Source organism: Amycolatopsis sp. lyj-23 (genome assembly GCF_046549135.1).
Classification (GTDB): domain Bacteria; phylum Actinomycetota; class Actinomycetes; order Mycobacteriales; family Pseudonocardiaceae; genus Amycolatopsis.
Map to the genome: position 1 here is coordinate 148,459 of NZ_JAJPWN010000002.1, position 26,551 is coordinate 175,009.

Consider the following 26,551-nt stretch of genomic DNA (forward strand, 5'->3'; position numbering starts at 1 on the left):
ACCTGTCCGCGGCGCCACCCGCCGGCGGCGGGCACGACCGGGTCGTCCTCGTCACCGAGCAGCTCCGCCGGGAGCCGGACGTGCCCGCCGCCGTCCCGCTCTACGTCTGGGAGACCCAGCGGCACAGCTCGTACGAGAACGAGCCGGAATTCGCCGTCGGTTCGCGGCGCGGGTTCTTCCGCGGACTCGGCGACACCTCCTTCCGGATCATCCCCTGGTGGGAGGAATTCGTCGCCCGCGACCAACTCGGATGCTGGTTTCGTCCGCGACGACGAACTAAGCTGACGGTGTCGCGCCTAGTTTCGGGAGGTGCTCGTTTCCGTGAACCTGCGCCCGCGGGCCGGCCTCGGCCGTGTCCTCGACGACCTGGGCGGCACGCTCTTGGACCTGGTGCTCGGGGACGGCGACCGCCCGGGCGGCATCGGCGGCGTCGCCATCCACGATCCCCTGGACGAACCCGCCCTGCCGCAGAACGCCCTGGTGCTCGGCGTCGGCCTCGCCGGCTCCGACGAGGTGGTCCGGCAGCTGAAAACCCTCGCCCGCCACGACGCGGCCGCGCTCGTGGTGCGCGCCCCGGTCACCGTCACCCCGGCCGTCACCGCGGCCGTCGAGGAGACCGGCGTCGCCCTGCTGAGCCTGACGCGGGGTGCGTCGTGGGCGCAGCTCGCCGCGATGCTGCGGTCGCTGCTGGCCGAAGGCGACGTCGGCGACGCCCAGCCGGAGACCCTGGCCGGGCTGCCGTCGGGTGACCTGTTCGCCGTGGCGAACGCGATCGCCGCGCTGATCGACGCGCCCGTCACCATCGAGGACCGCCGGTCGCGCGTCCTGGCGTTCTCCGGACGCCAGGACGAAGCCGACCCCTCGCGCGTCGAGACCATCCTGGGGCGGCAGGTGCCCGAGCGCTTCGCCCGGATGCTCGCCGAGCGCGGGGTGTTCCGCGAGCTCTACCGCAGCGATCAGCCGGTCTACGTCGACCGGCCGCCGGAGAGCCCCGAGGGGTTCCGGGTGCCCCGCGTCGCGGTCGCGGTGCGGGCGGGTGACGAGATCCTCGGCTCGATCTGGGCCGCCGTGAGCGGCCCGCTCACCCCCGACCGGACGCAGGCGCTCTGCGACGCGGCCCGCCTGGTGGCGTTGCACCTGCTGCGCGTCCGGGCCGGCGCCGACGTCGAACGGCGGCTGCGTGCGGACCTGCTGAGCACGGCCCTCGAAGGCGGAGCCGCCGCGCGCGAGGCGCTGAGCCGGCTCGGCCTGGCCGACCAGCCGGTCGTCGTGCTGGCGCTGGCGGTGCTCGAGACCGGCGCGGCCGACGCCGAGCTCGCCGCCGACCGGCAGCGCCTCAGCGACGGCCTGGCGATGCACCTGAGCGCGGTGCACCCGCGCTGCGCCGCGGCGCTCGTCGGCGACACGGCGTACGGGCTGGTGCCGGTCACCCGCGACACCGGTGCCGAACAACGGGCCCTGCGGATCGCCACCGACTTCCTGGACCGGGTCGGCGACCGCGTCCGGGCGGTGGTGGGCATCGGCCCGGTGGCGCGCAGCGCGGCGGAGCTGCCGGAAGCCCGCGGCAGCGCGGACCGGGCGTTGCGGGTCCTGCGTTCGGGCAGCGGCGCGGGCCGCCGCGTCGCGCTGCTGGCCGACGTGCACGTCGAGGCCCTGCTGCTGGAGCTGCAGGACCTGGTCGCCGCGCGCGGCGACCGCCCGACGGGCCCGGTCGCCCGCCTCCTCGACTACGACACGCAGCACCACGCCCACCTCGTCGAGACGCTGCGGGCCTGGCTCGACGCGTTCGGCGACGTCATCGCGGCCTCGGCGGCGGTCCACGTGCACCCGAACACCTTCCGCTACCGCCTCCGCCGCCTCGCCGAAGTGGGCGGCTTCGACATGACGGACCCGGAGGCGAGGTTCGCGGCCATGCTCCAGCTCCGCGTAGTGGCCCCGCCCGCCACCTGACCCCGTGCGGAAAAGGGCATCACGCGTGTCCAGAGGGGACACACCCGTGACTGGACGGGACACACACGTGATCGGAGGGGCATCAGCCCGATGCCCGTCCAATCACGGGTGATGCCCCGCCAATCACGCGAGATGCCCGTCCGATCACGCGAGACGCCCCGGCGGGCATGGGCGGTGGCTGTGGAAAATGCGTTGGCCGGTGGGGCGGGGGTCGCTAACCTTCCCCGGAACCTGTCCGCCGCGTCGAACGAAGGGAGCCGGCCGTGCGTCACCGCATTGCTGCCGCTTCCCGGTCGCGGTCCGAGGTGATCCTGGTGTCTTCGCGTCCTCGGTGCCTGCCGCGCGGCTCGCACCGGACTCCGTGACGCGTTCCTGAAAGACCCGTCGCGGGGGAATCGCGCCGTCCCGGTCACTTCGTCCACAAAGGACACGGCTGTGCGCAACCAACCCCTGACCACCGTCCGCAACCTGGGCATCCTCGCCCACGTCGACGCGGGCAAGACCACCGTCACCGAACGGGTCCTCCACCGCACCGGCGCCACGCACAAGACCGGTGAGGTCCACGACGGCACCACCGTCACCGACTTCGACCCGCAGGAGCGCGACCGCGGCATCACCATCTTCGCCGCGGCCGTCAGCTGCACGTGGGCCGGCCACCGGCTCACCCTCATCGACACGCCCGGCCACGTCGACTTCACCGCCGAGGTCGAGCGGTCGCTGCGGGTGCTCGACGGCGCCGTCGCCGTGTTCGACGCCGTCGCCGGGGTCGAACCGCAGAGCGAAACCGTGTGGCGGCAGGCGGACCGGCACGGCGTGCCGCGGATCGCGTTCGTCAACAAGCTCGACCGCGCGGGTGCCGACCTCGACGCCGCCGTCGCCTCGATCCGGGCGCGGCTGCACCCGGCGCCGCTGGTCGTGCAGCTGCCGATCGGGCGCGAGGACGGCTTCACCGGCGTCGTCGACCTGGTGCGCTTGCCGGCGGACGCCTCGGCCGAGGCGCGGCGACGCCGTCGCGTGCTGGAGGAGGCCGTCGCCGAGCTGCACCCCGTGGCGCTCGACGAGTTCTGCGCCACCGGCACGATTTCGGCGGAGACGCTGGAGAAGGCGCTGCGGGAGCTCACCCTCAGCGGCGACGGGCTCGTCGTGCTGTGCGGCGCGGCCTACCGCGACCGCGGGATCGAGCCGCTGCTCGACGCCGTCGTCGCGTACCTGCCGTCGCCGGCCGACGTCCCGCCGGTGCGGCCCGACCGGCCCGCCGACCCGGCCGCGCCGCTGGCCGCGCTGGTGTTCAAGGTCGTCTCCGCGGCCACGGGCCGGCTGACGTACCTGCGGCTGTACTCGGGAACACTGCGGAAGGGGGACCAGGTTTCGGAGGCGGGACGCACGGAACGCGTCGCACGCGTGTTGCGCGTGCAGGCCGACCGGCATTCCGAAGTGGACAGTGCGGTGGCCGGCGACATCGTCGCGGTGGCCGGCCCGAAGGCGGCCCGCGTCGGCGCGACGCTCTGCGCGCCCGCCGACCCGGTGCTGCTGGAACCGCCGGTGACGGCGGAGCCGGTGGTCTCGGTGGCCGTCGAACCCCGGCGCGCGGGCGACGGCGAGCGGCTGACGACGGCGTTGGCGCGGCTGGCCGAGGAGGACCCGTCGCTGGTCGTGCGGGTCGACGCGGAAACCGGGCAGACGTTGCTGTCCGGCCTGGGCGAGCTGCACCTGGAGGTGGCGGTGGAGAAGCTGCGGCGGGACCGCGGCCTGGCGGTCGCGGTGGGCCGTCCGTCGGTGGCGTACCGCGAGACGGTGGTCACCGGTGTGAGCGGGCTGGTCTACCGGCACGTCAAGCAGGACGGCGGCGCGGGCCAGTTCGCCCACGTGGTCCTGGACGTGGCCCCGGCGGCCGAGGGCTTCGAGTTCGCCTCGGCCGTCGTCGGCGGCCGGGTGCCGCGCGAGTACGTCCGCGCGGTCGAGGCCGGCTGCCGGGACGCGTTGGCCGAAGGGCCGCTGGGCGGGCACCCGGTGACCGGCTTGCGCGTGACGCTGACCGACGGGGCCACGCACCCGAAGGACTCGTCGGACCTGGCGTTCCGCACGGCGGGCCGCCTCGGGCTGCGGGAAGCACTGCGCTCGTCGGTGCTCCGGCTGCTCGAACCGGTGGCGGAGGTGGCGGTGACGGTCCCGGCCGACGCGGTCGGCAGCGTGCTCGGCGACCTGGCCGCCCGCCGCGGCCGGGTGGCGGGCTCGGCCGTCCGGTCCGGCACGGCGGTGGTGACGGCCACGGTCCCGGTGGCGGAGCTGTTCGGCTACGCCAACCGGCTGAGGAGCCGGACGCAGGGACGGGGCACGTTCACCGCACGCCCGGCGGGGTTCGCCCCGGCACCGTGAGGTGAGGATGGCCCGCCGGAGCGGTTCGTGGGTGGTAGGCGGGTTGGCGCCCGCCTACCACCCACGAAGGCCACGAAAGTCGCCGGGACCGGGCGTGCCGGGACCGCGGCCACCTCGATCGCTCACGTCAGCCGCGGGCAAGAGAAGCGACCCCGGCCAGCAGCCGGTCCACGTCCTCCTCCGTCGTGTACGGCGCTATCCCCGCCCGCACGGCCCCCGTGTCGCCCAGTCCCAGGTGCCGCGAACACTCGATCGCGTAAAAACTCCCCGCCGGCGCGTTGACCCCGGCCGCGCCGAGGTGCTCGTACACCGCCTGCGCAGGCACACCCGCCACCGAGAACAGCACCGTCGGCGTCCGCCGCCTCCCCGGCGCCCCGTACCGCGTCACTCCCGGCAGTGAAGCCAACCCGGCGTCCAGCCGGGCGAGCAGCGTCTCCTCGTGCGCCTCCAACGCCGCCATCGACGCGAGGAGCCGCTCCCGGCGGGAGCCCGTGCCCGGTGTGAGCCCGGCCAGGAAGTCGATCGCCGCCGTAGTTCCCGCGAGCAGCTCGTACGGGAGCGTGCCCAGCTCGAAGCGCTCGGGGACGGCGTTGGTAGAGGGCAGTAGCTTGTCCGGGTGCAGCGTCTCGAGCAACGCCGGCGCCGCCGCGACCACGCCGAGGTGCGGGCCGAGGAACTTGTACGGCGAGCACGCGTAGAAGTCCGCCCCGAGCGCCGTGACGTCGACCGCCGCGTGCGGGGTCAGGTGGACGCCGTCGACGTACAGCAGCGCGCCCGCCGTGTGGACCTCCGCTGCGATCGACGGGATGTCCGGGCGGGTGCCCAGCAGGTTCGACGCCGCCGTCACCGCGACCAGCCGCGTCCGCTCCGACAGCAGGCCGCCGAGCGGTGGCAGTTCGCCGGTGGCCGGGTCGAAGTCCGCCCAGCGGACGGTGGCGCCCGCCGCGGCCGCGGCCTGGACCCACGGCCGGATGTTGGCGTCGTGGTCGAGCCGGGTCACCACGACTTCGTCGCCCGGGCCCCACTTCTGGGCCAGGGTGCGGGAGAAGTCGTAGGTCAGCTGCGTCATGCTGCGGCCGAAGACGACGCCCGCCGGGTCGGCGGCGAGCAGGTCGGCGACGGCTTGGCGGGCTTCGGCGACGACCGCGCTCGCCCGGCGCTCGGCCGCCGTGACGACGCCGCGGTTGGCGATCGCCGCGCACAGCGTGCCGGCCACCGCTTCGCCGACGACGTCGGGGACCTGCGAGCCGCCCGGTCCGTCGAAGTGGGCTGCGCCGCCGTCGAGGGCGGGGAAGTGCGCGCGGATCTTCTGCACGTCGTAGGTCACCAGGCCAGGATGCCTCAACTCCGGCGCAGCGGGGCGGCCGCGGTGACCGGCAGCTGCGGGGGCGCCGCCACCGGCCGCCGGACCGGCGCGGGCGGCCGCAGGTGCCGGCGCAGCCGCTGCGTCGGCTTTTCGACGCAGGTCCAGGACAGCCGGCCGGCGACGTAGGCGGCCGGCACGGCCAGCAGGATCAGCAGCCACACCTGCCGCACACCGGCGAGGATGAACAGCTGCTGGATCGGGAAACCCCAGATGTAGGTGCCGTAGCTGCCGTGGACGTGCGGGGCGCCGGCTTCCAGCCACCGCGGCCAGTGCATCGCCAGCGTGATGGCCCCGTACGCCGCGCTGAGCGCCAGCGCGTACCGGCTCGCCGGGGTCTGGCTCAGCCCGAGGTAGGCGCCGAACAGCACCAGCGCCACCCACGGTTTGAGGGGGATGCGGTCGCGGTAGGCGTGCAGCACCACCCCGAGCACGAACGGCACGAGGAACGACACCGTCGAGCCGATGGGCACGACCAGCAGCGATCCGCCCGCGCCGTGGTATTCGAACGTCGCCCGCAGCACGCTGTCGGTGTAGACCATGCCGCCGAGGACGAGCAGCAGGAACCAGCGCGGCACGCCGAGCAGCACGACCACCCCGGCCACCAGGACCAGCCCGTAGCCGAGCAGTTCCATCGGCAGCGTCCAGATCGCGCCGTTGACCGAGAACGGGTACGGGTTGCCGGTGAACACCCCGGGCAGCTGGTGCTGCAGGTAGAAGAGCACGATGGTGCCGACCAGGTAGCGCCAGGTCTGGATGTGCGTCCAGTAGTCGTGCGCCGGCCACGTCGTGACCAGCGGGCCGAGCACGAACACCGTCACCAGCACCACCACGACCAGCGGCGGCATGATCCGCAGCAGCCGCCGCGCGGCGAACCGCCACCACGACGGGTCGCGCGCCCAGCTGTCCTGGATCTGGTAGCCGCTCATCGCGAAGAAGCCCATCAGCGCGATGTAGCCGGGGGACATGTGCCAGGACGCGGGGAAGATCGTCAGCCGCTGCGGGTGCAGCAGGGGCATGCTGTGGTCGACGATCACCGTGATCGCGCCGATCATCCGCAGCCACGCGAAGCCGGTGTTGGGGTTGGCGTGAACTTTTGACGAGATCGGCACGGAACCGGATGCTAGCCCATCCGGCCGCGCACACTGGGCCCAACGGCCGAAAAACTCAGCGTCCGCGGTTGCGCGGGTGCTCGCGCGCCCGGCGTTCGTTGCCGTGCTTGTAGTTCCCGGTGACACGGGCCATCAGCAGCTGCTGGTCCGCACCCCGCGCGACCGCGGCCAGGAACCGCGCGGCGGCGGCACCGCGCAGCGTGCCGGCGGGACGGCCGTGGTGGGTGATCGTCACCGTGCCGCGCTCGTCGCGGTAGGCGAAGCCGTCCGGAGTCCCCATGCGCCAAGGGTGGCACGGGCGGCAACCGGTTTTCCGGGTCGTATCGGGGGGTTTCCCGGATGGTCACCGGCCGGGGACCCGACAGAATGCCCGTGACGAGGCGGAGGGGGCCAGGGGTGCGGGGCAGGCTGGGAAACAGGTACGTGCTGCTCGGGGCGCAGCTGCTCGTGCTGGTGGTGGTGCTCGTGTCGTACAACGGCGGCCGGTGGCGCTTCCCGGCCTACCGCGTGGACCTCGACGTCTACCGGCTCGGCTCGACGGCGCTGCTGCACGGCCAAGCGCTGTACGGGACGTTGCCGCCCACCGGCGACGGCCAGCTCCTGCTCTTCACCTACCCGCCGTTCGCGGCGATCGTGCTGGCCCCGCTCGCCCTGCTGCCGTACTGGGCCGCCTGTCTCGCGCTGACCCTGCTCACCCTCGCGGTGCTCGCCGTGGTCATCGTGACGGTGTTGCGCGCGCTCGGCGCGCGGTGCGACTGGCGGCGGGTGGCGGTTCTGCTGCTCGCCGCCGAAGTGCTGGAGCCGGTGCTGCGCACCCTGTACGCGGGCCAGCTCGACCTGTTGCTGCTCGCTCTGGTCGTGCTGGACGTCCTGGTGGACACCCCGCGGTGGCCGCGTGGCCTGCTGATCGGCCTCGCCGCCGCGGTCAAGCTGACCCCGGCGGTGTTCCTGCTGTACTTCCTGCTCCGCCGGGACGGCCGGGCCGCGGTGACCACCGTCGTGACGTTCCTGGCCGCGACGGCGCTCGGCTTCCTGCTCGCCGGCGCGGACTCGGTGCGGTACTGGACGGGCGCGCTCTGGGACACCGGGCGCGTGGGCGAGCCGACCTACGCCGGCGACCAGTCGCTGCTCGGGCTGCTGGCCCGGGCGGGCGTGCCGCCGGAGGCGCGGACGGAGTGGTGGCTGCCGCTGGCGGCGGTGGTGCTCGTGCTGACGGCGTGGGGCGTGCGGCGGGCGCTGGCCGCGGGGGAGACCACGATCGCGCTCGGGCTGAACGCGGTCGGGGGGCTGCTGGTCTCGCCGATCTCCTGGACCCACCACTGGGTCTGGGCCGTGGTGGTCCTGCTCGGCTGGGGTGAACTGGCCCGCCGTACGCGGCGACGGGGTCACGTGCTGCTGGCCGGGACGGGCGTGGTGCTCTTCGTCGCGGGGCCGCAGTGGTGGTGGCCGCGCGGCGGCGAGGTCGAACGGCAGTGGAACTTCGTCCAGCAGCTCACCGGCAACGGTTATGTCCTTTTCGGACTCGCGGTGCTGCTCGCGGCCGTGCCGGCCCGGTTCCCGGGTGACGGCGGCTCCGTCAGCGACGCCGAGCCGGCCCGAGCCGGAGCCAGCCCGCGCCCAGGATGAGCATCGCGGTGCCGAGTGCGAGGTCCAGGCAGATGCTCGCGGTGTTCCACGGCAGCACGTCGGTGATCGCGGCCGGCAGCGGGAGCAGCCCGGCGAGCCCCACCACGGCGTAGCAGACGCCGGCGACGAGGAGGAACCGCGCCGCCCAGCGCGAGGAGCGCGTGCAGAACACCGCGACGGCGCCGGTCAACAAGTGCACCAGCGTCCACACCCCGGACACGGCCAGCACGCCGAAGAGCACCGTCCGGCCGCCACCGGTCGCCGACCCGGCCATCAGCTCCAGCGCGGCGAGGACGAGGAACAGCAGGCCGATCAGCATGCCCAAGCCCTGCACGGGGGCAGGACCCCGCCGGGGCACCCGGGCCTCGGGTTCGGTGGCCGTCATACCGGGTGAGTTCCCCGCCCGCGCCCTTTTAATGCACCGCATCCCGGGTATCCCGGGATGATTCGCCACCGCCGAGCAGGAGTGAGCCGATGACCGAGTACCGCCACACCGCGACCGCCGACATCCCCGCCGACGAGCTGTTCGCGTTCCTGAGCCACCCGGAGAACCTGCCGCGGTACTTCCCGGAGATGAAGGTCGCCGAGCCGAAGGGCGGCGACAGCGTCCACGTCGAGGCCGAGGTGCACGGCCACCGGGTCGCGGGCGAGGCGTGGCTGCACACCGATCCGGCGACCCGGTCGCTGGAGTGGGGCGCGGAGGGACCCGACGACTACCACGGCGAGCTGCGCATCAACGAAGAAAGCCCCACCTCCTCCGAGATCACCGTGACGCTGCACAGCGTCCGCGAAGCCGACGACGGCGAGGTCCAGCAGGGCCTCGAGCGCACGGTGGCCGCGATGACCCACGCCGCGTCCGCCGACGCCGACGTCGAGGCCGCCGAGGGGCAGGGCGGCTGGACGTCCTACGACGACAAGAGGGACACGTCGAGCTGAGGCGGGAACGGCCCGTAGGCGTTGCCGCGCGCGCCGCGGGCCCGCACCGCCGGTACGGCGAAGAGGTACTTGAGCAGCTTCGGGGGCGCGGCGCCGCGGCCGCGGGCCCGTGCGGCGGCCGAGCGCCGCTCGACCCGGACCTGGTCGGCCTGCACCCGCTCGATCGCGCGGATGCGGTCGGCCTGGACGCCGGCGAGGTCCTCGGGCGTGGCGCCGCCGCGGCGGAAGGCGGGGACCAGCCGGTTCGTCGCGGCGACGGCGTCCTGGACCGCCATCAGGATGCCGTTGCCGCCGACCGGGGAGATGACGTGCGCGGCGTCGCCGAGCAGCAGCAGGCCCGGCCGGTGCCAGCGGTCCACGCGTGAGATGTCCACCGACAGCAGCGTCGTCTGCGAGAAGTCGGTGAGCAGGTGGGCCCGGTCGGCCAGCCACGGCACGCGCTCGCGCACGAAGGCCCGGATCGGCTCGACCCCGCGCTCGCGCAGCGCCGGGTACGAGCCCTTCTCGATGCTGTAGCCGACCTGCCAGTCGCGGACGCCGCCGAGGACGCCGACGTAGGCGTCCCGCCCGAAGTAGAGGTCGAGGTCGGCGTCGGGCGGGTCGCCGGGGGAGCGGGGCAGCCGGAACCAGAGCAGGTCGGTGGTCGCGCCGAGCGACCGCGCTTCGAGCCCGGCCAGGCGGCGCACGGTGGAGAACCGGCCGTCGGCGCCGACGACGACGGACGTGGTGAGTTCGCCACCGCGGTGGCGAACGCCGGTCACCGTGCCGTTGTCGTCCTCGAGCAGCCCGGTGACCTTGGCGTTGGTCCGCAGCGTGAACGACGGCAGCGCGCTCGCCCGCTCGGCGAGGAAGTCGAGGAACCGCACCTGGGGCATCAGGGCGACGTAGCCGAACGGTGTGCGGAGGCGGTCGTAGTCGGCGGCCCGGTAGACGCCGTCCGGGGTGTGGAAGCGGAACGAGCGGGCCTTGAAGTGGTCGAGTTCGAGCAGGTCGCGGGCCAGGCCGAGCCGGTCGAGCAGTTCGAGGGTGTAGGGGTGCAGGGAGTCGCCGCGGAAGTCGCGGTCGAAGTCGGACCGCGACTCGAGCACGGTGACCTCGACGCCGGCGCGGGCGAGCAGGTAGCCGAGCAGCAGACCGCCGGGGCCGCCGCCGGCGATCGCGACGCTCATGCCGGGTCCGCCGCCGACAGCCGGAACACCGCCATGCCCGGCAGGTGCTCGAGGATCTGCCCGGCACCGGCGTCCTGGGGGACGGGGAACGCCCGGATCGCCCACGGCACCGACATCGCGGCCAGGTAGGTGGCGACCACCGCGGCCGCCTCCTCGCCGCCGATCTCGTCGGCGCGGCGGTCCTCGCGACGGCCGCCGGACAGCAGCGCGCACCCCGGCGTGGCCAGCAGGTTCTCCACCCAGTCGCGGTCGCGGACGGGGGAGACGAGGTACTGGCCGCCGTCGCGGGCGACGACGGCCAGTGGCACGCGGCGTGGCTCGCCGGAACGGCGGCCCCGGGTCTCGACCACCCGCAGGGCGTACCCGCCCTCGGGTGGCGGCTCGGCGGGGGCCTCGATCAGTTTCGCGGCCATTTCGGCGTTCATCGCTCGGACGTCCACGGGTTCCACCGTAGCAAAACTAGCTAGATTGTCTAGCTACCTTAGAATGGCCGGGTGGAAGACGGTCCCGTCGCGCTCCGGGTGAACCTCGCCCTGCGGGAGCTGCTCGCCCTGGCCCACGACGTCCAGGTCGCCCTGGCCCGGCGGCTCGGCCTCGGGGCGACCGACGTGCAGGCGCTGCAGCACCTGGCGGCCGGCGTGCCGATGGGCACCGTCGACCTCGCGCACGCGCTGAAGATCCGCTCCGCGTCGGCCACGGTGCTGGTCGACCGCCTCGCGGCGGCCGGCCACGTCCGCCGCGACCCGCACCCCCGCGACGGGCGGCGGGTCACCCTCGTCGTCAGCGAGGCCGCCCGCGCCGAGGTCCGGGCGGCGCTGGCCCCGCTCGTCGACGCCATCACCCGGTTGACGGACGACCTGGCACCGGGGCAGGCGGAGGTGGTGGCGCGGTTCCTCGGCGACACCACGGAGGTCATCCGGGCTTACGCTGCGGAGCCGCCGCCTGCGGGCTAGCGTTCCGCGCATGCGAGACGAGCCCGCGCTGTGGCTGTTCGCCGACCAGCTCGGGCCCCACTTCCACGGCACACCCGAACACCGCGGCCGCGACGTGCTGCTGATCGCCTCGGCGGCGGCCTTCGCCGCAAAGCCCTTCCACCGGCAGAAGCTGCACCTGGTCCGGGCGGCCCTGTACCGGCTCGCCGCCGACCTCGGCGACCGCGTCACCTTGATCGACGCCCCGGACTACCGCACCGGCCTGCGCCGCTTCGGGCGGCCGGTCGTGGTGCACGAGCCGACGTCGCACGCGGCCGACGCCTTCGTCCGGCGGCTGCGCGACGAGGGCGTCGTCTCGGAAATCCTCCCGACACCCGGTTTCTGCCTGTCCAAAGAGGACTTCTCGGCGTGGGCGGCCGGACGCACCCGGTTCGTCATGGAGGACTTCTACCGCGACCAGCGCCGCAAGTTCGGCGTGCTGCTCGAAGCCGACGGCGAGCCCGAAGGCGGGCACTGGAACTACGACCACGACAACCGGCAGCCGCCGCCGAAGACCACCCGGCTCGCCGTCCCGTCGCCGTGGCAGCCGCGGGAGAACGAGATCGACGAGCGCGTCCGCGCCGAACTCGACGAAGCCGAACGCGCCGGGAAGATCCACCCGGTCGGCGTGGACGGGCCGCGGCAGTTCGCCGTCGGGCACGACGAAGCGCACCGGGCGCTGCGGCGGTTCCTCGACCACCGGCTGCCCTCGTTCGGCCCGCACCAGGACGCCATGCTCACCCACGACTGGGCGATGGCGCACGCACTGCTGTCGGTTCCGCTGAACCTGGGGCTCCTCGACCCGCGCGACGTCGTCCGGCGGGCCGAGGAGCGCTACCGGGCCGGCGAGGCGCCGCTGAGCAGCGTCGAAGGGTTCATCCGGCAGGTGCTCGGCTGGCGCGAATGGGTGTGGCACCTCTACTGGCACCAGGGGCCGGACTACCTGCGGCGCAACGCACTGCAGGCCCGCCGCCCGCTGCCGGCGTGGTGGCGTTCGCTGGACGCCGACGCGGTCGAGGCCGCGTGCCTGCGCACCGCGCTCGCCGGGGTCCGCGACCGCGGCTACGCCCACCACATCGAACGCCTCATGGTGCTCGGCAACCACGGGCTCCAGCGCGGGTACGACCCGGCCGCGCTCACCCGCTGGTTCGCCACCGCGTTCGTCGACGGGTTCCCCTGGGTGATGCCCGCCAACGTCATCGGCATGAGCCAGTACGCCGACGGCGGGGTCGTCGCGACCAAGCCGTACGCCGCCGGGGGCGCCTACATCAACCGGATGAGCGACCACTGCGGCGGCTGCGCCTACGACCCGAAGAAGCGGACGGGCCCGCAGGCGTGCCCGTTCACCGCGGGGTACTGGGCCTTCCTGGACCGCAACGCGCAGCGGCTGCGCGGCAACCACCGGATGCGGCAACCCCTCAGCGGCCTCGAACGGCTCGCCGACCGCGCCGAAGTCGTGGCCCGGGAAGCGGAGCGCGAGCACTTCTGATCGTATAACGACCTATACGGCCGCGGAAAACGGAAGCGACTGCGGCCAGAGTGAACAAACCGCACGCAACGACGGCGGCGACCTGAACGCTGGTGGTGGAGGCCGCCCGGGCCGCCGCGAGCAGCTCGGTGGCCTCCGGCAGACCCCGGGAAGCGGCTTCGGCCTGGGCCGGTCCGGCCGCCGCCAGCCGCTTGGCCGCCTCCGGCACGCCGGGCGGCACGACCAGGTGGGCGGCGGCCAGCGAGCCGAACGCCGTCGTGCCCAGGCCCGCGCCCAGCTCGTAACCGGTCTTCTCGACGGCGGCCGCGCCGCCCGCCCGGTCGGCGGGGCCGGCCGTCAGCAGCGTGTCCGTGCTCGAGGTCAGGGCGAGGGCCATCCCCAGGCCCGAGCCGGCGAGCGCGCCGCCGAGCCACCACGGCGACGTCAGCCCGCCCGCCGCGGGGACACCGAGTGCCGCGGCCGCGAGCGCGAATCCCGCGGTGGCGACCCGGGCGTTGCCGAACTGCTCCAGCAGGGCCGGGGTGAGCACGCTGCCCACGGCCGAGGCGCCGAGCACGAGCAGCAGCCGCACGGCCGCGGCGGCCGGGGACAGGCCGAGCACGACCTGCAGGTACTGGGCGAGCAGCAGGCCGAGGCCGACCAGCGTGCTCATCACCAGCAGGATCCCGCCGGCCGCGGCCGGTACGCCCGGCCGCCGGAAGAGGGCCAGGTCCAGCAGGGGCGCGTCGGCCCGCCGCTGGCGGCGGACGAAGAGGACGAGGAGGACGGCCCCGGCGGCGCCCGTGGCGAGGCCGCCCTCCGACGGCCCGGCGGCGAACGCGATCCCGAACACGCCGCCAGCCGCGAGCACCGCGCTCAGGGCGTCCCACCGCTGCCGACCCGGCGGGCTGCGCGGCAGCCACCGCAGGGCCGCCACGACCGCGGCGAGGATCACCGGCGGGTTGACCAGGAACGTCGCCCGCCAGCCCCACGCCTCGACGAGCAGCCCGCCGAGCACCGGGCCGAACACCGAACCGGTCCCGGCGATCCCGCTGCACACCGCGATCGCCGTGCGCCGCTGCCGCCGGTCCGGGAACAGCTCCCGCAGCAGCGACATCGTCACCGGCATGATCAAGGCCCCGCCGACGCCGAGCAGCGCGCGGGCGGCGAGCAGGGCCGGCACGCCGGGAGCGAGCGCGCAGCCGAGCGACGCGGCCCCGAACACCGCGTAACCGGTGACGAGCACCCGCCGTCGCCCGAAGCGGTCGCCGAGCGTGCCCGACGGCAGGAGCAGCGGTGCCGCGGTCAGCGGGTAGATCGCCACGATCCACACCTGGGCGGCCGCGCCGGGGCGCAGCTGCCGGACGAGGTCGGGCAGCGCGACGTGCAGCACGGTGGCGTCCACCGCGACGAGGAAGAGGCCGGCGCCGAGGACGGCCAGCAGCGGCCAGGCCCGGGCGGTCACGGCCACAGCAGGTCCGCCAGGTGGTGGGCCACGACGTCGACGTGCGGCGGGTCGACCACCGAGAGGTGGTGCGCGGCCACCGGGACGATCTCCAGCCGTGGGCACAGCTGGTCCCAGCCCGCCGCGAGGTCGGTGCGGGAGTAACGCGGTTCCATCGCGAGCCCGGCCGCGTACGGTTCGGTGGCCCGGTAGAGCACCACGCGGCCGTCGTAGGGCACCGGCGTCCCGCGCTCGGCGGCGAGGGTGTCCGAAAAGGACTGCTGCTGGTGCCGGAGGACGCCGGGGCTGAGCAGCCCGGCTTCGGCGACGCGCTGCATGGTCAGCTCGATCTGGGCTTCTTCGGGCAGGGCGGCGAGCTCTTCGTGGCCGAGCCGGACGGTCCGGCCGTAGGTGCCTTCGACGTAGCCGGTGAAGCGCAGGAAGCGCCGGGCCGAGGACGCGCGCGGGTCGAGGTCCGGTTCGGGCAGCGGGAGCATGGTGTCGATGAGCGCGACGAGCTCGACCGGTTCGCCTTCGGCCGCGAGCCGGGTGGCGACACCGTAGGCGAGGGCGCCGCCGAACGACCAGCCGGCGAGCCGGTAGGGGCCGTGGGGCACGCGGGCGCGGACGAGCGGGAGGAGCCGTTCGACGCGGTCTTCGATGCGGGCGCCGGGGACGCGTTCGAAGCCGGCGCACGGGACGCCGTCGGGCAGCCGATCCAGCAGCGGGCGGTAGACGGTGCAGGTGCTGCCGCCGGGGTGGAACAGCAGCAGGGGAGCGGTGCCGGCGTCACCGGGTTTGAGGAGGTGGACGGGCCCGCGTTCTTCGCGGGTGTCGAGCAGGGCGCGGGCGACGTCGGCGATGGCGGCGAGGGAGTCGTGGCCGAGGAGGTCCGCGGCGTCGACGGGCGTGTCGAGTTCGGCGGTGAGGTCGTCGGCGAGCAGGCGGGCGAGGCGGTGTGGTTCTTCGGTGCCGGTGAGCCGGACGTGCGGGCCGGCGGCGTCGGTGCCGGTGTGCTGCCGCCAGAGCCGCAGGACGAGCCGGTCGGCGGCGTCCCAGGCCCGGCCGCGGGCGGGCGGTTCGTCGCCGCGCGGGGCGAGGTCGCGGTTGAGGTCGGCGAGGGTGGCGCCGCGGAGCACGGCGGCGGGATCGGGATCGGCGCCGAGCTCCCGGCGGACGGCGTCGCGGATGCGGTTGGCCATCAGGGAGTCGAGGCCGAGCTCGACGAGGGGGGTGTCGGGGTCCAGGCGGTCGGGGGAGAGGCCCATGATCGCGGCGACGATCCGGGTGAGCGGGTCGCCCGTGGCTTCGCTCGGTGCCGGCTGGGGCCGGCTCGGCGGGGGTGCGGTCGCTGTGGTGTCGGTGTACCAGTGCCGCTCGTGGCGCCACGGCATCGGCGGTACGTCGGTGAGCTGCCCGTCGTCGTGCGGGGTGGTCACGGTGATGCGGGTGCCCGCGCAGTACAGCGTGGCCGCTGCCGCCGCGAAGGCGCGCAGCTCGTCCTGGCCGCGGCGCAGGGTGCCGGTCACGACGGCGTCGGCGGTGCCGGCGGCGTCCAGCGTGCGGGCCAGTGAACCGCGCAGGATCGGGTGCGGGGAGATTTCGACGAAGACGCGGTGCCCGTCCGCGGCGGCCGCGGTGACCGCCTGCCGGAAGCGGACCGGGCGGCGCAGGTGCGCGGCCCAGTACCCGGCGTCGAAGTCCGGGAGCTCGCGCGGATCGGTCAGCACGGTGTCGTACCAGGGCACCAGCGGACGGCGGCCGCCCAGCTCCGCCAGCTCGTCGCGCAGGGCCCCGAGGACGGGCTCGACCCCGGCCGAGTGCCCGGCGACCCCGACGGGCAGCCGCCGCGCGGCCCGGCCGGCCGCCTCGAGTTCGGCGACGAGCCGATCGAGGACGGCCGCGTCCCCGGCGACGGTCACCTGACCGGGCGCGGCGTCCACGGCGAGCTCGACCCCGGGGTGGCGGGCGAGGTCGTCGGGGGTCAGTTCCACGGCGGCCATGGCACCGCCCGAGCCGATCGTGCCGAGCAGGCGCGCGCGGGTGGCGACCAGGTGGACGGCTTCGTCGGCGGTCAGCACCCCGGCCACGACGGCGGCGGCTGCGGACCCCAGCGAGTGCCCGAGGACGGCGGCGGGCCGGACGCCGAGCGCCTCCCACCGGGCGGCGAGCGCGAGTTGCGTCCCGAAGATGGCCAGTTGGGTTTCGGCCAGTGTCCGGGGTGTGGCGCCGGTGAGGAGGGAGCGCAGGGATCGTCCGGCGTGTTCGGTGAAGGGGTCGCCGAGCTTGTCGACCTGCGCGGCGAAGGCGGCATCGGCGGTTCCGGCTGGTCCGGCGGTTCCGGCGGCGAGGAGGTGACGGCCCATCCCGGCCCATTGGGAGCCGTGCCCGGAGAAGACGAAGACGGGCCCTTCCCCGCGGACGGCAGTACCGGTGAAGGCCCCGGCGGGCAGCAGATCCCGCCGGTGGCCGACGGCCCGCAGCAGCGCGGCGAGCTCCGTGTGGTCGCCGGCGACGAGGGCAGCCCGGTGCGGCCCGGAGTCGTCCCGGCGGAAGAGGGTGTGGACGACGTCGTCGAAGCGGGCGTTGCGCCCGGCGGGGGAGTCGAGCCAGGCGGCCAGCTGGGCGGCCCGCTCGGTGAGGCGGTCGCGGGTCCGCGCGGAGAGAACCGCGATCCGGCCACCGCCGGTACCGGCGGTGGTTGCCGGGATGGCGACGGCGCCGCCGGATGGCCGCCCGCCTTCCCGCGTTCCGCCCGGTGCCGCCGCTTCCTCCAGCACCACGTGCGCGTTCGTCCCGCCGAACCCGAACGCGGACACCCCGGCCGTCGCGCGGCCCGTGTGGCGGGGCCACTCCGTCCGCTCCGTCACCACCTTCAACCCCAGCGAGCCGAAGGCGATGTGCGGGTTCGGGGCCGCGAAGTGCAGCTGCGGGGGCAGTGCACCGTGCTGCAGCGCCAGGACCACCTTGATCAGCCCCGCGATCCCCGCCGCGGCCTCGGCGTGGGCGATGTTCGTCTTCACCGAGCCGATCAGCAGGGGTGCTTCCGGTGGGCGGCCGGTGCCCAACACCTCCCCGAGCGCGCCCGCTTCGATCGGGTCGCCCAGCAGCGTGCCCGTTCCGTGCGCCTCCACGTAATCCACTGTGGACGGATCGAGGCCGCGGTACGCCTCCCGCAACATCGCTTGCTGCGCCAGCGGGTTCGGCGCGGCCAAGCCGTTGGAACGGCCGTCGGAGTTGACCGCCGAGGCGCGGATCACCGCGAGCACGCGGTCGCCGTCGTATTCGGCGTCGGCCAGGCGCTTGAGCACCACCACGCCGCAGCCCTCCGCGCGGGCGATGCCGTCCGCGTCCGCGGAGAACGTCTTGCACCGGCCGTCGACGGCGAGCAGGCCCGCCGCCGCGAACGCCGCCGTCGGGCCCGGGAGCAGCATCAGGTTCACCCCGGCCGCCAGGGCCAGGTCCGCGTCGCCGTCGCGCAGGGCCCGCGCCGCGTGGTGCACCGCGACCAGCGACGACGAGCACGCCGTGTCCACCGCCATGCTCGGCCCGCGCAGGTCGTAGACGTACGACAGCCGGTTGGCCGCGATGCTGCCCGCCGCGCCCGTGGCCGTCCACAGGTCCGGGGAGCCGCCGGTCATCGTGAGGTGGCCGTAGTCGTGGGTGGCGATCCCGGTGAACACGCCGGTCCGGCTGCCGCGCAGCGACGACGGCGCGATCCCGGCGTGCTCCAGCGCCGCCCACGTCACCTCCAGGAGCATCCGCTGCTGCGGGTCCATCGCGGCCGCTTCGCGCGGGGTGATGCCGAAGTGCTCGGCGTCGAACCCGGCGACGTCGTCGAGGAAGCCGCCGAGGACCGGTGCCGCGTCGGGGTTCCAGCGGCCGGGCGGTGCGGTGCGGACGGCGTCCCGCCCGGTGCGCAGCAGGTCCCAGAACTCCTCCGGTCCGTCCGCGCCGGGGAACCGGCAGCCCAGCCCGACGACGGCGACGGGGTCGGTCCGGCGCCGGTCGGTGCCCGGCCGGGCGTCGGGCTCGGCGGCGCCGGTGAGGCGGCGCACGAGGGCGTCGATGGTCGGGCTTTCCCACAGCAGCGTCGGCGGCAGCCGCCGGCCGAGGCGCTCCTCGATGTCGGCGGCGATGCCGACGGCCTGGCGGGAGGACAGGCCGTAGTCGCCGAGCGGGTGGTCGGGCTCGGCCGTGACGCCGGTGTGTTCGGCGACGGTGTCCAGGAGCCAGCGGCGCAGGGTGTCGGTCGTCGGCTCGCTCATCGGGCCATGGCCTTTCGGTAGTCGCCGGCGAGGTAGCGATCGCGGCAGGCGCCGCGGGCGATCTTGCCGCTGGACGTGCGCGGGACCCGCCCGGGCGGCACGAGCAGCACGTCCCGCAGCGCGAGCCCGTGCGCGTCGGCGATCAGCCGCCGGATCGCGGCGGTCAGCGCGCGTTCGGCGGGTTCGGTCAGGTCGGCGTGGCCGCGGTGTTCGGCGACCACGACGACGGCTTCGGTGTCGGTGCCCTCGACGGCGAAGGCGGCGACGCTGCCGGGGCGGATCGCGGCGTCGGCGGCCGCGGCGGTGGCTTCGACGTCCTGCGGGTAGTGGTTGCGCCCGTCGACGATGATCAGGTCCTTGATCCGGCCGGCGATGTACAGCTCGCCGTCGTGGCGGACGCCGAGGTCGCCGGTCCGCAGCCACGGCCCCTCGGGCAGGCCGCCGGCCAGCCGCGCGCCGAAGGTTTCCGTGCTCTCCAGGGGTTTCTGCCAGTAGCCGCCGCCGACGTTGGGGCCGTGCACCCAGATTTCGCCGACCGAGCCGTCCGGCAGCACGACCGCGTTGCCCGGGTCGACGATCGCGACGAGCTGCCCGGCCGGGCCGCCGCACGCGACGAGCCGGACCCCGTCCCCGGCCGGCCGCCCGGCCCCCGTCGCCAGTGCGTCGCGGTCGAACGTCGTGACCCGCGGAACGGCGGCGCGTCCGGTGGTGACGAACACGGTGGCCTCGGCCAGGCCGTAGGCCGGGCGGGTCATCTCCGGCCGGTACCCGGCGGCGGCGAAGGCGGTGTGGAAGCGGTCGAGGACGTCCGGGTTGATCGGCTCGGCGCCGTTGACGATCGCGGCGACGCGGCCGAGCCGCAGCCGCGCGCGGTCGGCCTCGCGGATCCGGCTTGCGCAGTAGTGGAAGGCGAAGTTCGGGGCCGCGCTCCAGCTGCCCGCGTGGTCGCCGAGCAGTTCGAGCCAGCGGACCGGCCGTTCGACGAAGGCGAGCGGGTCCATCAGCACCGACCGCAGCCCCAGCGCCAGTGGCGTGATCAGGCCGAGCACGAGGCCCATGTCGTGGAAGAGCGGCAGCCAGGAGACGGTGGTGGCCGCGGCCGGGTCGAGGCCGAGCCCGCGGACGGCCTGGGTGACGTTGGCGAGGACGTTCGCGTGGGTCAGCACCACGCCGGCCGGGCTGCGCGTCGAGCCGGAGGTGTACTGCAGGTACGCGATGTCGTCCGGGGCCGCCGTCGCCGGGGGCCGCGACCCCGCCGGTTCCGGCCGGTCCACCGCGACGACGGCGGTGTCACCGCCGAGGAACGCTTCGACCCCCGGCCGCGCGGCGGCGGTGGTGACGACGGCTGCGGGCGCGCAGTCGGCGAGGACCGCGGCGAGCCGTCCGGCGTGCCCCGGCAGGCCCGGGTCGAACAGCGGTACGGCGATCGCGCCCGCGGTGATCGCGGCCAGGAAGCCGACGACGTAGTCCGGGCCCTGCGGGCAGAGCACGGCGACCCGGTCGCCCGGCGCCACCGGCAGCGCGGCCGCGGCGGCGTCGACGCGGCCGGCCAGCTGCTGCCAGGTGAGCGTGCGCCGCCGTCCGGCGGGGTCGACGGCGAAGTCGGCGAAGGTCAGGGCGGGGGCGTCCGGGGTGGTCGCCGCCCAGTGGCGCAGGCACGCGGTCAGGGTGTCGCCGCCCACCGCCGGGAATTCCTTCTGGGACATGGGTTCTCCTTGCTAGCGGCCCAGGCGCGCAACCGCGTGCTGCCACGCGGCGACGGCCAGGGTGTCGAGGTCGAGGTCGGTCGCTCCGGCGTCGCGGAGCAGGACCAGCACGCCGTCGGCGGCGATGGCGACGGTGCGCAGGCGCAGCCCGGGCAGTCCGGCCGGCTGGCCCGGCAGGGTGAGGACCTGCTGGTAGGACAGGGTTTGCGCGCCCGGGACCGCGGGTCCGGTCCCGAGGGTCGTCGTCGAGACGGTGGACAGGTCCCGGTCGTCGACGGTGACGCGGGCGCAGCGGCGGGCCTGCGCGGTCCAGGCGGCGAGGTCGGTCGGGTGCGGGGTCCGGGCGACGAGTTCGGACAGCTGGCCACCGGGCACCGCCGTCTGGAACCCCTGTCCGGCGCCCGTGCCCGGGTGCAGCACGCGGCCGTGGACGACGTCGGCGCAGCCGGTGCCGTCGCTGCGGTCCGCAGTGGACAGTGCGGTGGCGACGTCGAACACGGTCCGGTCCGCGGGTGGCCCGGGCACCGCCTCGGCGGGCAGCAGTGCCGACGGCGGAACCACCGGCGCCGGTGGAACACCGGCCACCGCGGTGGCCGGTGGAACGCCGACCGCGGTGGCCGGTTTCGCGGGCGAAATGGTGACCATGGCCGCCGCGGCGACGACCAAGGCGGCAGCGGCGGGCGGAAAGCGAATTCGGGCAGCCATGAAGAACCCTTCCGGGAGCATTCTCGAGGAGGTGCGGCCCCTGCGCTGGAACCCTTCGCCGGGACGCGTCGAGCGACGACCGGTCCGGGCGGCACGGCGAAGGCTACGCGGGGAAATCGGTTACCGGAAGCACCTCAAGACGGCGTAAACATCTTCAGCGACAGCGCGTGAGCTGCACATTCGCAGGTTACTGGCGAGTTCGGCGGCGGGTTGTGGCACGGCCGTCCGAGTTTGGTCACCCTCTGCGAGCGCCGCCTCACCCGTGCGGGGGAGTTTGTTTTCCTGCCATTCACATTGTCCGCTCACATCGTGGACAGGACAATTGCGTTCCCGGACGTCATTCCTTTAGCTTGGCCGCACTTCGACCCGCCGGAAAGGAAACGCATGCGCCCATTCGTGAGGTGGTTCACGGCGCTGACGGCCGCGGTGTGCGCGCTGCCCGGCGCCCCGGCCGTGGCCGCCGCCGGTGTCCCGGACGCCCGGGCCGACGACGGCTCGCACGTCGTCGCAGAGACCACTGTGGACGGTGACGGCCGGGTGCTCGACCTGACCGTGCGCTCCACCGGGATCGGGGCCTACGCGATGGTCCGGCTGATCCTGCCGCAGGACTGGGCGGCCCGGCGCTGGCCGGCGATCTACCTGCTGGCCGGCGAAACCCGGCTGCAGGACTACCGCGGCTGGAGCGCGAACACCGACGTCCGGCAGCTCGCCGACGACGCCGGTGTCCTGGTCGTCATGCCCGGCTCGGGCTCCGCGGGCTTCTTCAGCGACTGGTGGAACTACGGCAAGGACCTCGCGCTCAACCAGTGGGAGACCTTCACCGCCGTCGAACTGCCGCAGCTGATCGACCGCGGCTACCGCGGGGACGGCCGGCGCGCGGCCGCCGGCCTGTCCCTCGGCGGGTACGGCGCGCTCGAGCTCGCCGCGCGGCGGCCGGGCGTGTTCCGCTACGCGGCCTCCTTCAGCGGCAACGTCAACCCGGCCGGCCCCACCGGAGAACTGCTGACCGACGCGATCGTCACGTCGGCCCGCCTCGACCCCGAAGCCCTGTGGGGCGACCGGCGTCGCGAGGCCGCGCGCTGGGAGGCGCACGACCCGCTGGTGAACGCCGACCGCCTGCGCGGCACCGAGCTGTACCTCTCGGCGGGCAACGGGCTGCCGGGTCCGCTCGACGCGAAGCTGCCGATCGACGTCCTGCCCGGCGCGATGCTCCTGGAGTTCCTCTGCGGCGCCCAGACCACCGCGCTGGCCGGCCGGCTGCGTGCCCTCGGCGTCCCGATGACGGCGGACCTCTACGGGCCGGGCACCCACCAGTGGGCGTACTGGCAGCAGCAGCTGCACAAGACGTGGCCGCGGATGCTGCAGGTGCTGGCGTCGTGAAACCGTCCTATGTGGTCACCGGCGCGGCGGGCGGCATCGGCCGCGCCTGCGTCGCGGAGCTGGTGCGGCGGGGCGCGCACGTGTGGGCGAGCGTCCGCCGCGACGAGGACGAAGCGGACCTGGCGCGCACCTACGGCGACGCGGTCACGGTGCTGCGGATGGACCTGCGCGACGCGGAGTCGATCGCCCGGTCCGGAGACCGCGTCGCGGCGGCGGGACCGGTGCGCGGCCTGGTGAACAACGCCGGGCTGGCGCGGCCGGGGCCGCTCGAGCACGTGCCGCTGGCGGCGTTCCGGGAGCAGCTGGAGGTGAACGTCACCGGCCAGCTGGCGGTGACGCGCGCGATGCTGCCGGCCCTGAGGCGCGCGGAGTCGCCGCGCGTGGTGACGATCGGCTCGATCGGCGGCCGGATCGCGGGACCGATGGTCGGGCCGTACCACACGTCGAAGTTCGCGCTGGTGGGGTTGACCGACAGCCTGCGCGCGGAACTGGCCCCGGAGGGCATCCGGGTGGTGCTGGTGGAGCCGGGCGCGGTGGCGACCCCGATCTGGCCCCGAGCCCGCGCGGCGGCGGAGGAGGTCCGCGCGGCCTTGTCACCGGCGGCACTGGAGAGGTACGGAGAGCAACTGGCGACGGCCGAGCGCAGCGCGGCCCGCTCGGCCCGAACGGGAGTACCCCCGCGCCGGGCGGCCGAGACGGTGGTCCGCGCGCTGACGGCCCGCCACCCGGCACCGCGTTACCTGGTCGGCACGGACGCGCGAGTCGCGGCGGTGCTGGCGAACCTGCCGTTCCGCCTGCGGTACCGCTTGACGGCGGCGAAGCGGTGAACGGGTGGTCGAGGTGGGGTGGCCTGGGAACTGGTCTCCGGCGGCGGGAGCTGGGCACCGGTTCGGCGGCAGGTGCGCGGAGGCGGCGGCTCGGTGGGCGGCTCGTTCGGCCGGCGCGGTCGGTGGTTCGGTGTGGCCGCGCGGGTGGTCGAGCGGCTGCTCGATGGTTCCGCCGGAGCTGCGCGGTCTGCACCTCGCCCGGCCGGCGGGATCGGTTGTCCGATGTAGCCGCGCCGGCGGTCGAGCAGCTCTGCTCGGGCTGCGCGGTTGCACCTCGTGTGGCCGGTGCGGTCGGTAGTTCGGTCCGGCCGCGCGGGTGGTCGAGCAGCTCTGCTTGGGCTGCGCGGTTGCACCTCGCTCGGCCAGCGCGGTCGGTTGTCCGATGTGGCCGCGCGGGCGGTCGAGCGGTTCTGCCGGAGTTGCGCGGTCTGCACTTCGAGCGGTCGGCGGGGTCGGTGGTCCGACGCGGCCGGAGGAGCGGCGAGATGAACCGACCACCGAGGTGGGTGCCAAGCCCCCGCCACCGTCACCGAGCCAGAGGTGAGCGATGAGCCGCCTCGTTGTCATCATCGCCCCCGGCTCGCGGGGCGACGTCCAACCGTGCGTGGCCCTCGGGCGGGGGCTGGCCGCCCGAGGCGACCGAGTCCGCGTCCTCGCCGCTCCCGCGTTCCGGGAGCTCGTCGAATCCCACGGCCTCGGCTTCGCACCCCTCTCAGCCGACCCCACCGCCCTGCTCGGCTCCGCCGCCGGGCAAGGGTGGACCAGCGGGCGCGCCTTCCTCTCACGCCTGCGGGAAGTGCTCCGGCCCGTGCTCGACCGGCTGCTCGCCGACGTGCACGCCGGGGTCGCCGGGGCCGGGCTGCTGCTCGCGCCGACGCTCGGCTTCCTCGGCGCCCACCTGGGCGCCGCCCTCGGCGTCCCCGATGCCGAACTGCACTACCAGCCCAGCGTCCCGACCCGCGCCTTCGCCCACCCCCTCCTGCCCCGGGCCGAGCGGCTCGGCCCCTGGGCGCGGCACCTCAGCTTCACCGCCGTCGACACCTTCGCCTGGCAGGTGCTTCGGCCGGAACTCGACCGCTGGCGCGTCGAGGCGCTCGGCCTGCCGAAAGCCGGTCTTCGCGGACCGCGGCGGCGTTCGGCCGTGCTGTGCGGGTTCTCCGACGCCGTCGTGCCGCGGCCGCCCGACTGGCCCGCCCGCGTGCACGTCACCGGCTACTGGTTCCTCGACGTCGGCCACTGGCGCCCCGACCCGCGGCTGCGGGACTTCCTCGCCGCCGGACCGCCGCCGGTGTACGTCGGGTTCGGGAGCATGCAGCCCGCGGCCGCCGAGCGGACGTTCGACCTGGTGCGCACGGCCCTGCGCCGGGCGGGGCTGCGCGGTGTGGTCAGCGCCGGGGTCGACGCCGACGACCTGCTGGTCGCCGGGGACGTCCCGCACGAGTGGCTGTTTCCGCGCACCGCCGCCGTCGTCCACCACGGTGGCGCCGGGACCACCGCGGCGGGCCTGCGGGCCGGCGTACCCGCGCTGGTCTGCCCGGTCTTCTCCGACCAGCCCTACTGGGGCGAACGCGTCTCCCGGCTGAGCGCCGGCCCGAAACCGCTGCCGCTCGGCGACATCGACGTCCACACCTTGACCGCGCGGCTGCGTGAGCTGACCGGGAACCCGCTGTTCCGGCGCGGCGCGCAGTACGTGGGCGCGCGCCTGCGGGCCGAGGACGGGGTGGCCCGCGCGTGCTCGATCCTGGGCCCGGGCTAGCCGAAGATCGCCAGCGCCAAGCCCGCTCCGACGATCAGCACGCACGCCGCGATCGTCGTCCGGCGGTAGTACAGGATCAGCGCCGCGAACTCGCGCAGCAGCGCGCTCGGCAGGAAGTACCGGGCCGTCGGGGAGCCCGTCGCGTGGAAGGGCAGGCCGAGCCGGCGGCACTCCACCGCCGCCCGGAACACGTGGTAGTTGCTGGTCACCACGACCACCCGCCGCGCGCCGGCGGGCAGCAGCGCGGCCGAGAACCGCAGGTTCTCCTCGGTCGTCCCGGCCCGGTCTTCGCGCACGATCCGGCCGTCCGGCACGCCGCGGTCGCGCAGGTAGGCGTGCATCGCCTCGGCTTCGGTGACCGTCTCGCCGGATCCCTTCCCGCCCGAGACGACCAGCAGCGGTGGCTTCGCCTCCCGGTCGTGCAGCCGGATCGCCCGGTCGAGCCGCCCGGCGAGCAGCGGCGGCACGCGCTCGCCGGCCAACCCGCAGCCGAGGACGATGACGGCGTCGAACCCGCTGCGGCGGCCGATCCGGCTGTACACCACGGAATAGACCAGCAGCGACAGGAACAGGAACCCGAAGTAGCAGGCCAGCACCGCGGCGATGCCGACGAGCGCCGAACCCCACCGCCCGAGCGGCACGAAGAACAGCGCCTCCAGCCCGACCAGCCCGACGCCGAGGCCGAGCGACAGCAGGTTCCCGGCGCTGCGCCCCTCCCGCCGCCACATCCGGACGCCGTTGACGACCAGCGCGACCGGCAGCCCCAGCGCGACGAGCACCGCGACCACCGCGAGCACGCCCACCAGCACCGGCGTCAGCCACTCCAGGTGCAGGGCCGCGCGCAGCAGCCACAACGCGGTCAGCAGCAGCGCGACGCCGAGCCAGACGGCGTTGCCCAGCCGCCGTGGTTCGCGCGCCAGCCGCACGGCGAACACGACGAGCGCCACGCCGGCGGCGCCCGGCAGCACCGCACCGCCGATGTCCACCCCGGCCTCCCTGGATTCCCCGTTGCGGTCCAACCTAGCGGGGCGGTGATCTGGCAGGGTGAGGGACGTGACCGATCGGCGCCCGGCGTTCGTGCTGCACGAGCACTTCCGCCCGCGGCACCACTTCGACCTGCGGCTGGAGGAGAACGGCGTGCTGCGGTCCTGGGCCGTCCCGCGCGGCCTGCCCCCGGACGCGGCCACGAACCGGCTGGCGGTCGCGGTGCCGGACCACGCCCTCGACCACCTCGGCTACGAGGACGACACGAAGAAGATCGCCGACACCGGCTGGTGGGAGGAGCACGACCGGACCGCCAAGCGCATCCTGTTCACCCTGCACGGCCGGACGGAGGCCGTGCGGTACGCGCTGATCCGCACGTCGAACGACTGGCTGCTGCACCGGACCCGGGACCAGCCGGGCGGCGCGTGACCCGCGTGATCCGGGGCCGAACTCGCGTGACCAGAGCCGGAACTCGCGTGATTAGAGCCGGACTCGCGTGATCCGACCCGG

21 protein-coding genes are annotated in these 26,551 nt (G+C 74.9%); 10 read left to right on the forward strand and 11 right to left on the reverse strand.

Annotated elements, in window-relative coordinates:
- Positions 1-309 precede the first annotated feature (309 nt).
- Positions 310-1,950 carry a PucR family transcriptional regulator gene (locus ACLJPY_RS03665; protein ID WP_410586565.1) on the forward strand — a complete coding sequence of 547 codons (1,641 nt, stop codon included), beginning with the start codon at positions 310-312 and terminating at the stop codon, positions 1,948-1,950.
- Between the two features lie 435 nt (positions 1,951-2,385).
- Positions 2,386-4,326: an elongation factor G gene (gene fusA / locus ACLJPY_RS03670; protein ID WP_410586566.1), complete on the forward strand. Its 1,941-nt coding sequence runs from the start codon at positions 2,386-2,388 to the stop codon at positions 4,324-4,326.
- A 127-nt stretch (positions 4,327-4,453) separates the two neighbouring features.
- On the opposite strand, the gene ACLJPY_RS03675 is transcribed toward fusA, so the two are convergent.
- Genes ACLJPY_RS03675 through ACLJPY_RS03685 form a run of 3 tightly spaced genes read right to left on the reverse strand, consistent with a single transcriptional unit; the run spans position 4,454 to position 7,081 of the window.
- Positions 4,454-5,653, reverse strand: a complete 1,200-nt coding sequence (locus ACLJPY_RS03675; protein ID WP_410586567.1) for a cysteine desulfurase-like protein — start codon at positions 5,651-5,653, stop codon at positions 4,454-4,456.
- Between the two features lie 14 nt (positions 5,654-5,667).
- Positions 5,668-6,801, reverse strand: coding sequence for an acyltransferase family protein (locus ACLJPY_RS03680; RefSeq protein ID WP_410586568.1), 1,134 nt, complete (start codon positions 6,799-6,801; stop codon positions 5,668-5,670).
- A gap of 55 nt (positions 6,802-6,856) precedes the next feature.
- Positions 6,857-7,081 carry a hypothetical protein gene (locus ACLJPY_RS03685; RefSeq protein WP_410586569.1) on the reverse strand — a complete coding sequence of 75 codons (225 nt, stop codon included), beginning with the start codon at positions 7,079-7,081 and terminating at the stop codon, positions 6,857-6,859.
- Positions 7,082-7,197: 116 nt separating this feature from the next.
- On the opposite strand from ACLJPY_RS03685, the gene ACLJPY_RS03690 reads away from it, so the two are divergent.
- Positions 7,198-8,427: a glycosyltransferase 87 family protein gene (locus tag ACLJPY_RS03690; protein ID WP_410586570.1), complete on the forward strand. Its 1,230-nt coding sequence runs from the start codon at positions 7,198-7,200 to the stop codon at positions 8,425-8,427.
- Here the strand turns inward: ACLJPY_RS03690 and ACLJPY_RS03695 are convergent.
- Positions 8,378-8,812, reverse strand: coding sequence for a DUF4383 domain-containing protein (locus ACLJPY_RS03695; protein ID WP_410586571.1), 435 nt, complete (start codon positions 8,810-8,812; stop codon positions 8,378-8,380). The genes ACLJPY_RS03690 and ACLJPY_RS03695 overlap by 50 nt on opposite strands.
- Before the next feature lie 89 nt (positions 8,813-8,901).
- On the opposite strand from ACLJPY_RS03695, the gene ACLJPY_RS03700 reads away from it, so the two are divergent.
- Positions 8,902-9,363 carry an SRPBCC family protein gene (locus tag ACLJPY_RS03700; RefSeq protein WP_410586572.1) on the forward strand — a complete coding sequence of 154 codons (462 nt, stop codon included), beginning with the start codon at positions 8,902-8,904 and terminating at the stop codon, positions 9,361-9,363.
- Here ACLJPY_RS03700 and ACLJPY_RS03705 read toward each other — a convergent pair.
- Positions 9,333-10,532 carry an FAD-dependent oxidoreductase gene (locus ACLJPY_RS03705; RefSeq protein ID WP_410586573.1) on the reverse strand — a complete coding sequence of 400 codons (1,200 nt, stop codon included), beginning with the start codon at positions 10,530-10,532 and terminating at the stop codon, positions 9,333-9,335. The genes ACLJPY_RS03700 and ACLJPY_RS03705 overlap by 31 nt on opposite strands.
- Positions 10,529-10,972 (reverse strand): nitroreductase family deazaflavin-dependent oxidoreductase, encoded by a 444-nt coding sequence (locus ACLJPY_RS03710; protein ID WP_410586574.1) that lies wholly within the window; start codon positions 10,970-10,972, stop codon positions 10,529-10,531. The genes ACLJPY_RS03705 and ACLJPY_RS03710 overlap by 4 nt, the downstream gene beginning before the upstream one ends.
- Positions 10,973-11,026: 54 nt before the next feature.
- Here ACLJPY_RS03710 and ACLJPY_RS03715 point away from each other — a divergent pair, with 54 nt between their 5' ends.
- Together ACLJPY_RS03715 and ACLJPY_RS03720 are read left to right on the forward strand one after the other, a co-directional pair.
- Positions 11,027-11,485: a MarR family winged helix-turn-helix transcriptional regulator gene (locus ACLJPY_RS03715; protein WP_410586575.1), complete on the forward strand. Its 459-nt coding sequence runs from the start codon at positions 11,027-11,029 to the stop codon at positions 11,483-11,485.
- 10 nt (positions 11,486-11,495) lie between these two features.
- Positions 11,496-12,992: a cryptochrome/photolyase family protein gene (locus tag ACLJPY_RS03720; protein ID WP_410586576.1), complete on the forward strand. Its 1,497-nt coding sequence runs from the start codon at positions 11,496-11,498 to the stop codon at positions 12,990-12,992.
- Here the strand turns inward: ACLJPY_RS03720 and ACLJPY_RS03725 are convergent.
- The 4 genes from ACLJPY_RS03725 to ACLJPY_RS03740 are packed head-to-tail and all read right to left on the reverse strand — an operon-like array spanning position 12,922 to position 21,094.
- Positions 12,922-14,442 carry an MFS transporter gene (locus ACLJPY_RS03725; protein WP_410586577.1) on the reverse strand — a complete coding sequence of 507 codons (1,521 nt, stop codon included), beginning with the start codon at positions 14,440-14,442 and terminating at the stop codon, positions 12,922-12,924. The two genes, ACLJPY_RS03720 and ACLJPY_RS03725, sit on opposite strands and share 71 nt — an antisense overlap.
- A complete protein-coding gene (locus ACLJPY_RS03730) occupies positions 14,433-18,683 on the reverse strand; it encodes a beta-ketoacyl synthase N-terminal-like domain-containing protein (protein ID WP_410586578.1) in 4,251 nt (1,416 codons plus the stop codon). The genes ACLJPY_RS03725 and ACLJPY_RS03730 overlap by 10 nt, the downstream gene beginning before the upstream one ends.
- Positions 18,680-20,389: a fatty acyl-AMP ligase gene (locus ACLJPY_RS03735; protein WP_410586579.1), complete on the reverse strand. Its 1,710-nt coding sequence runs from the start codon at positions 20,387-20,389 to the stop codon at positions 18,680-18,682. The genes ACLJPY_RS03730 and ACLJPY_RS03735 overlap by 4 nt, the downstream gene beginning before the upstream one ends.
- A gap of 12 nt (positions 20,390-20,401) precedes the next feature.
- Positions 20,402-21,094, reverse strand: coding sequence for a hypothetical protein (locus ACLJPY_RS03740; protein ID WP_410586580.1), 693 nt, complete (start codon positions 21,092-21,094; stop codon positions 20,402-20,404).
- A 384-nt stretch (positions 21,095-21,478) separates the two neighbouring features.
- On the opposite strand from ACLJPY_RS03740, the gene ACLJPY_RS03745 reads away from it, so the two are divergent.
- The 3 genes from ACLJPY_RS03745 to ACLJPY_RS03755 all read left to right on the forward strand — a co-directional run bounded on the left by ACLJPY_RS03745 (position 21,479) and on the right by ACLJPY_RS03755 (position 25,057).
- Positions 21,479-22,474, forward strand: coding sequence for an alpha/beta hydrolase (locus ACLJPY_RS03745; protein ID WP_410586581.1), 996 nt, complete (start codon positions 21,479-21,481; stop codon positions 22,472-22,474).
- Positions 22,471-23,301, forward strand: coding sequence for an SDR family NAD(P)-dependent oxidoreductase (locus tag ACLJPY_RS03750; RefSeq protein ID WP_410586582.1), 831 nt, complete (start codon positions 22,471-22,473; stop codon positions 23,299-23,301). Before ACLJPY_RS03745 ends, ACLJPY_RS03750 begins: the two co-directional genes overlap by 4 nt.
- Positions 23,302-23,848: 547 nt before the next feature.
- Complete coding sequence (locus ACLJPY_RS03755) at positions 23,849-25,057, forward strand: glycosyltransferase (RefSeq protein ID WP_410586583.1); 1,209 nt, start codon at positions 23,849-23,851, stop codon at positions 25,055-25,057.
- On the opposite strand, the gene ACLJPY_RS03760 is transcribed toward ACLJPY_RS03755, so the two are convergent.
- Positions 25,054-26,043, reverse strand: a complete 990-nt coding sequence (locus tag ACLJPY_RS03760; protein WP_410586584.1) for a YdcF family protein — start codon at positions 26,041-26,043, stop codon at positions 25,054-25,056. The two genes, ACLJPY_RS03755 and ACLJPY_RS03760, sit on opposite strands and share 4 nt — an antisense overlap.
- A 67-nt stretch (positions 26,044-26,110) precedes the next feature.
- Here ACLJPY_RS03760 and ACLJPY_RS03765 point away from each other — a divergent pair, with 67 nt between their 5' ends.
- A complete protein-coding gene (locus ACLJPY_RS03765; protein ID WP_410586585.1) occupies positions 26,111-26,470 on the forward strand; it encodes a DNA polymerase ligase N-terminal domain-containing protein in 360 nt (119 codons plus the stop codon).
- Positions 26,471-26,551: the final 81 nt, after the last annotated feature.

Excerpts from the sequence above, each read along its gene's own strand:
- ACLJPY_RS03695 (WP_410586571.1), bottom strand. The coding sequence starts at position 8,812 with ATGACGGCCACCGAACCCGAGGCCCGGGTGCCCCGGCGGGGTCCTGCC.
- ACLJPY_RS03735 (WP_410586579.1), bottom strand. The coding sequence starts at position 20,389 with ATGTCCCAGAAGGAATTCCCGGCGGTGGGCGGCGACACCCTGACCGCG.
- ACLJPY_RS03730 (WP_410586578.1), bottom strand. The coding sequence starts at position 18,683 with ATGAGCGAGCCGACGACCGACACCCTGCGCCGCTGGCTCCTGGACACC.
- ACLJPY_RS03755 (WP_410586583.1), top strand. The coding sequence starts at position 23,849 with ATGAGCCGCCTCGTTGTCATCATCGCCCCCGGCTCGCGGGGCGACGTC.
- ACLJPY_RS03700 (WP_410586572.1), top strand. The coding sequence starts at position 8,902 with ATGACCGAGTACCGCCACACCGCGACCGCCGACATCCCCGCCGACGAG.
- ACLJPY_RS03685 (WP_410586569.1), bottom strand. The coding sequence starts at position 7,081 with ATGGGGACTCCGGACGGCTTCGCCTACCGCGACGAGCGCGGCACGGTG.
- ACLJPY_RS03745 (WP_410586581.1), top strand. The coding sequence starts at position 21,479 with ATGCGCCCATTCGTGAGGTGGTTCACGGCGCTGACGGCCGCGGTGTGC.
- ACLJPY_RS03720 (WP_410586576.1), top strand. The coding sequence starts at position 11,496 with ATGCGAGACGAGCCCGCGCTGTGGCTGTTCGCCGACCAGCTCGGGCCC.
- ACLJPY_RS03740 (WP_410586580.1), bottom strand. The coding sequence starts at position 21,094 with ATGGCTGCCCGAATTCGCTTTCCGCCCGCCGCTGCCGCCTTGGTCGTC.
- ACLJPY_RS03705 (WP_410586573.1), bottom strand. The coding sequence starts at position 10,532 with ATGAGCGTCGCGATCGCCGGCGGCGGCCCCGGCGGTCTGCTGCTCGGC.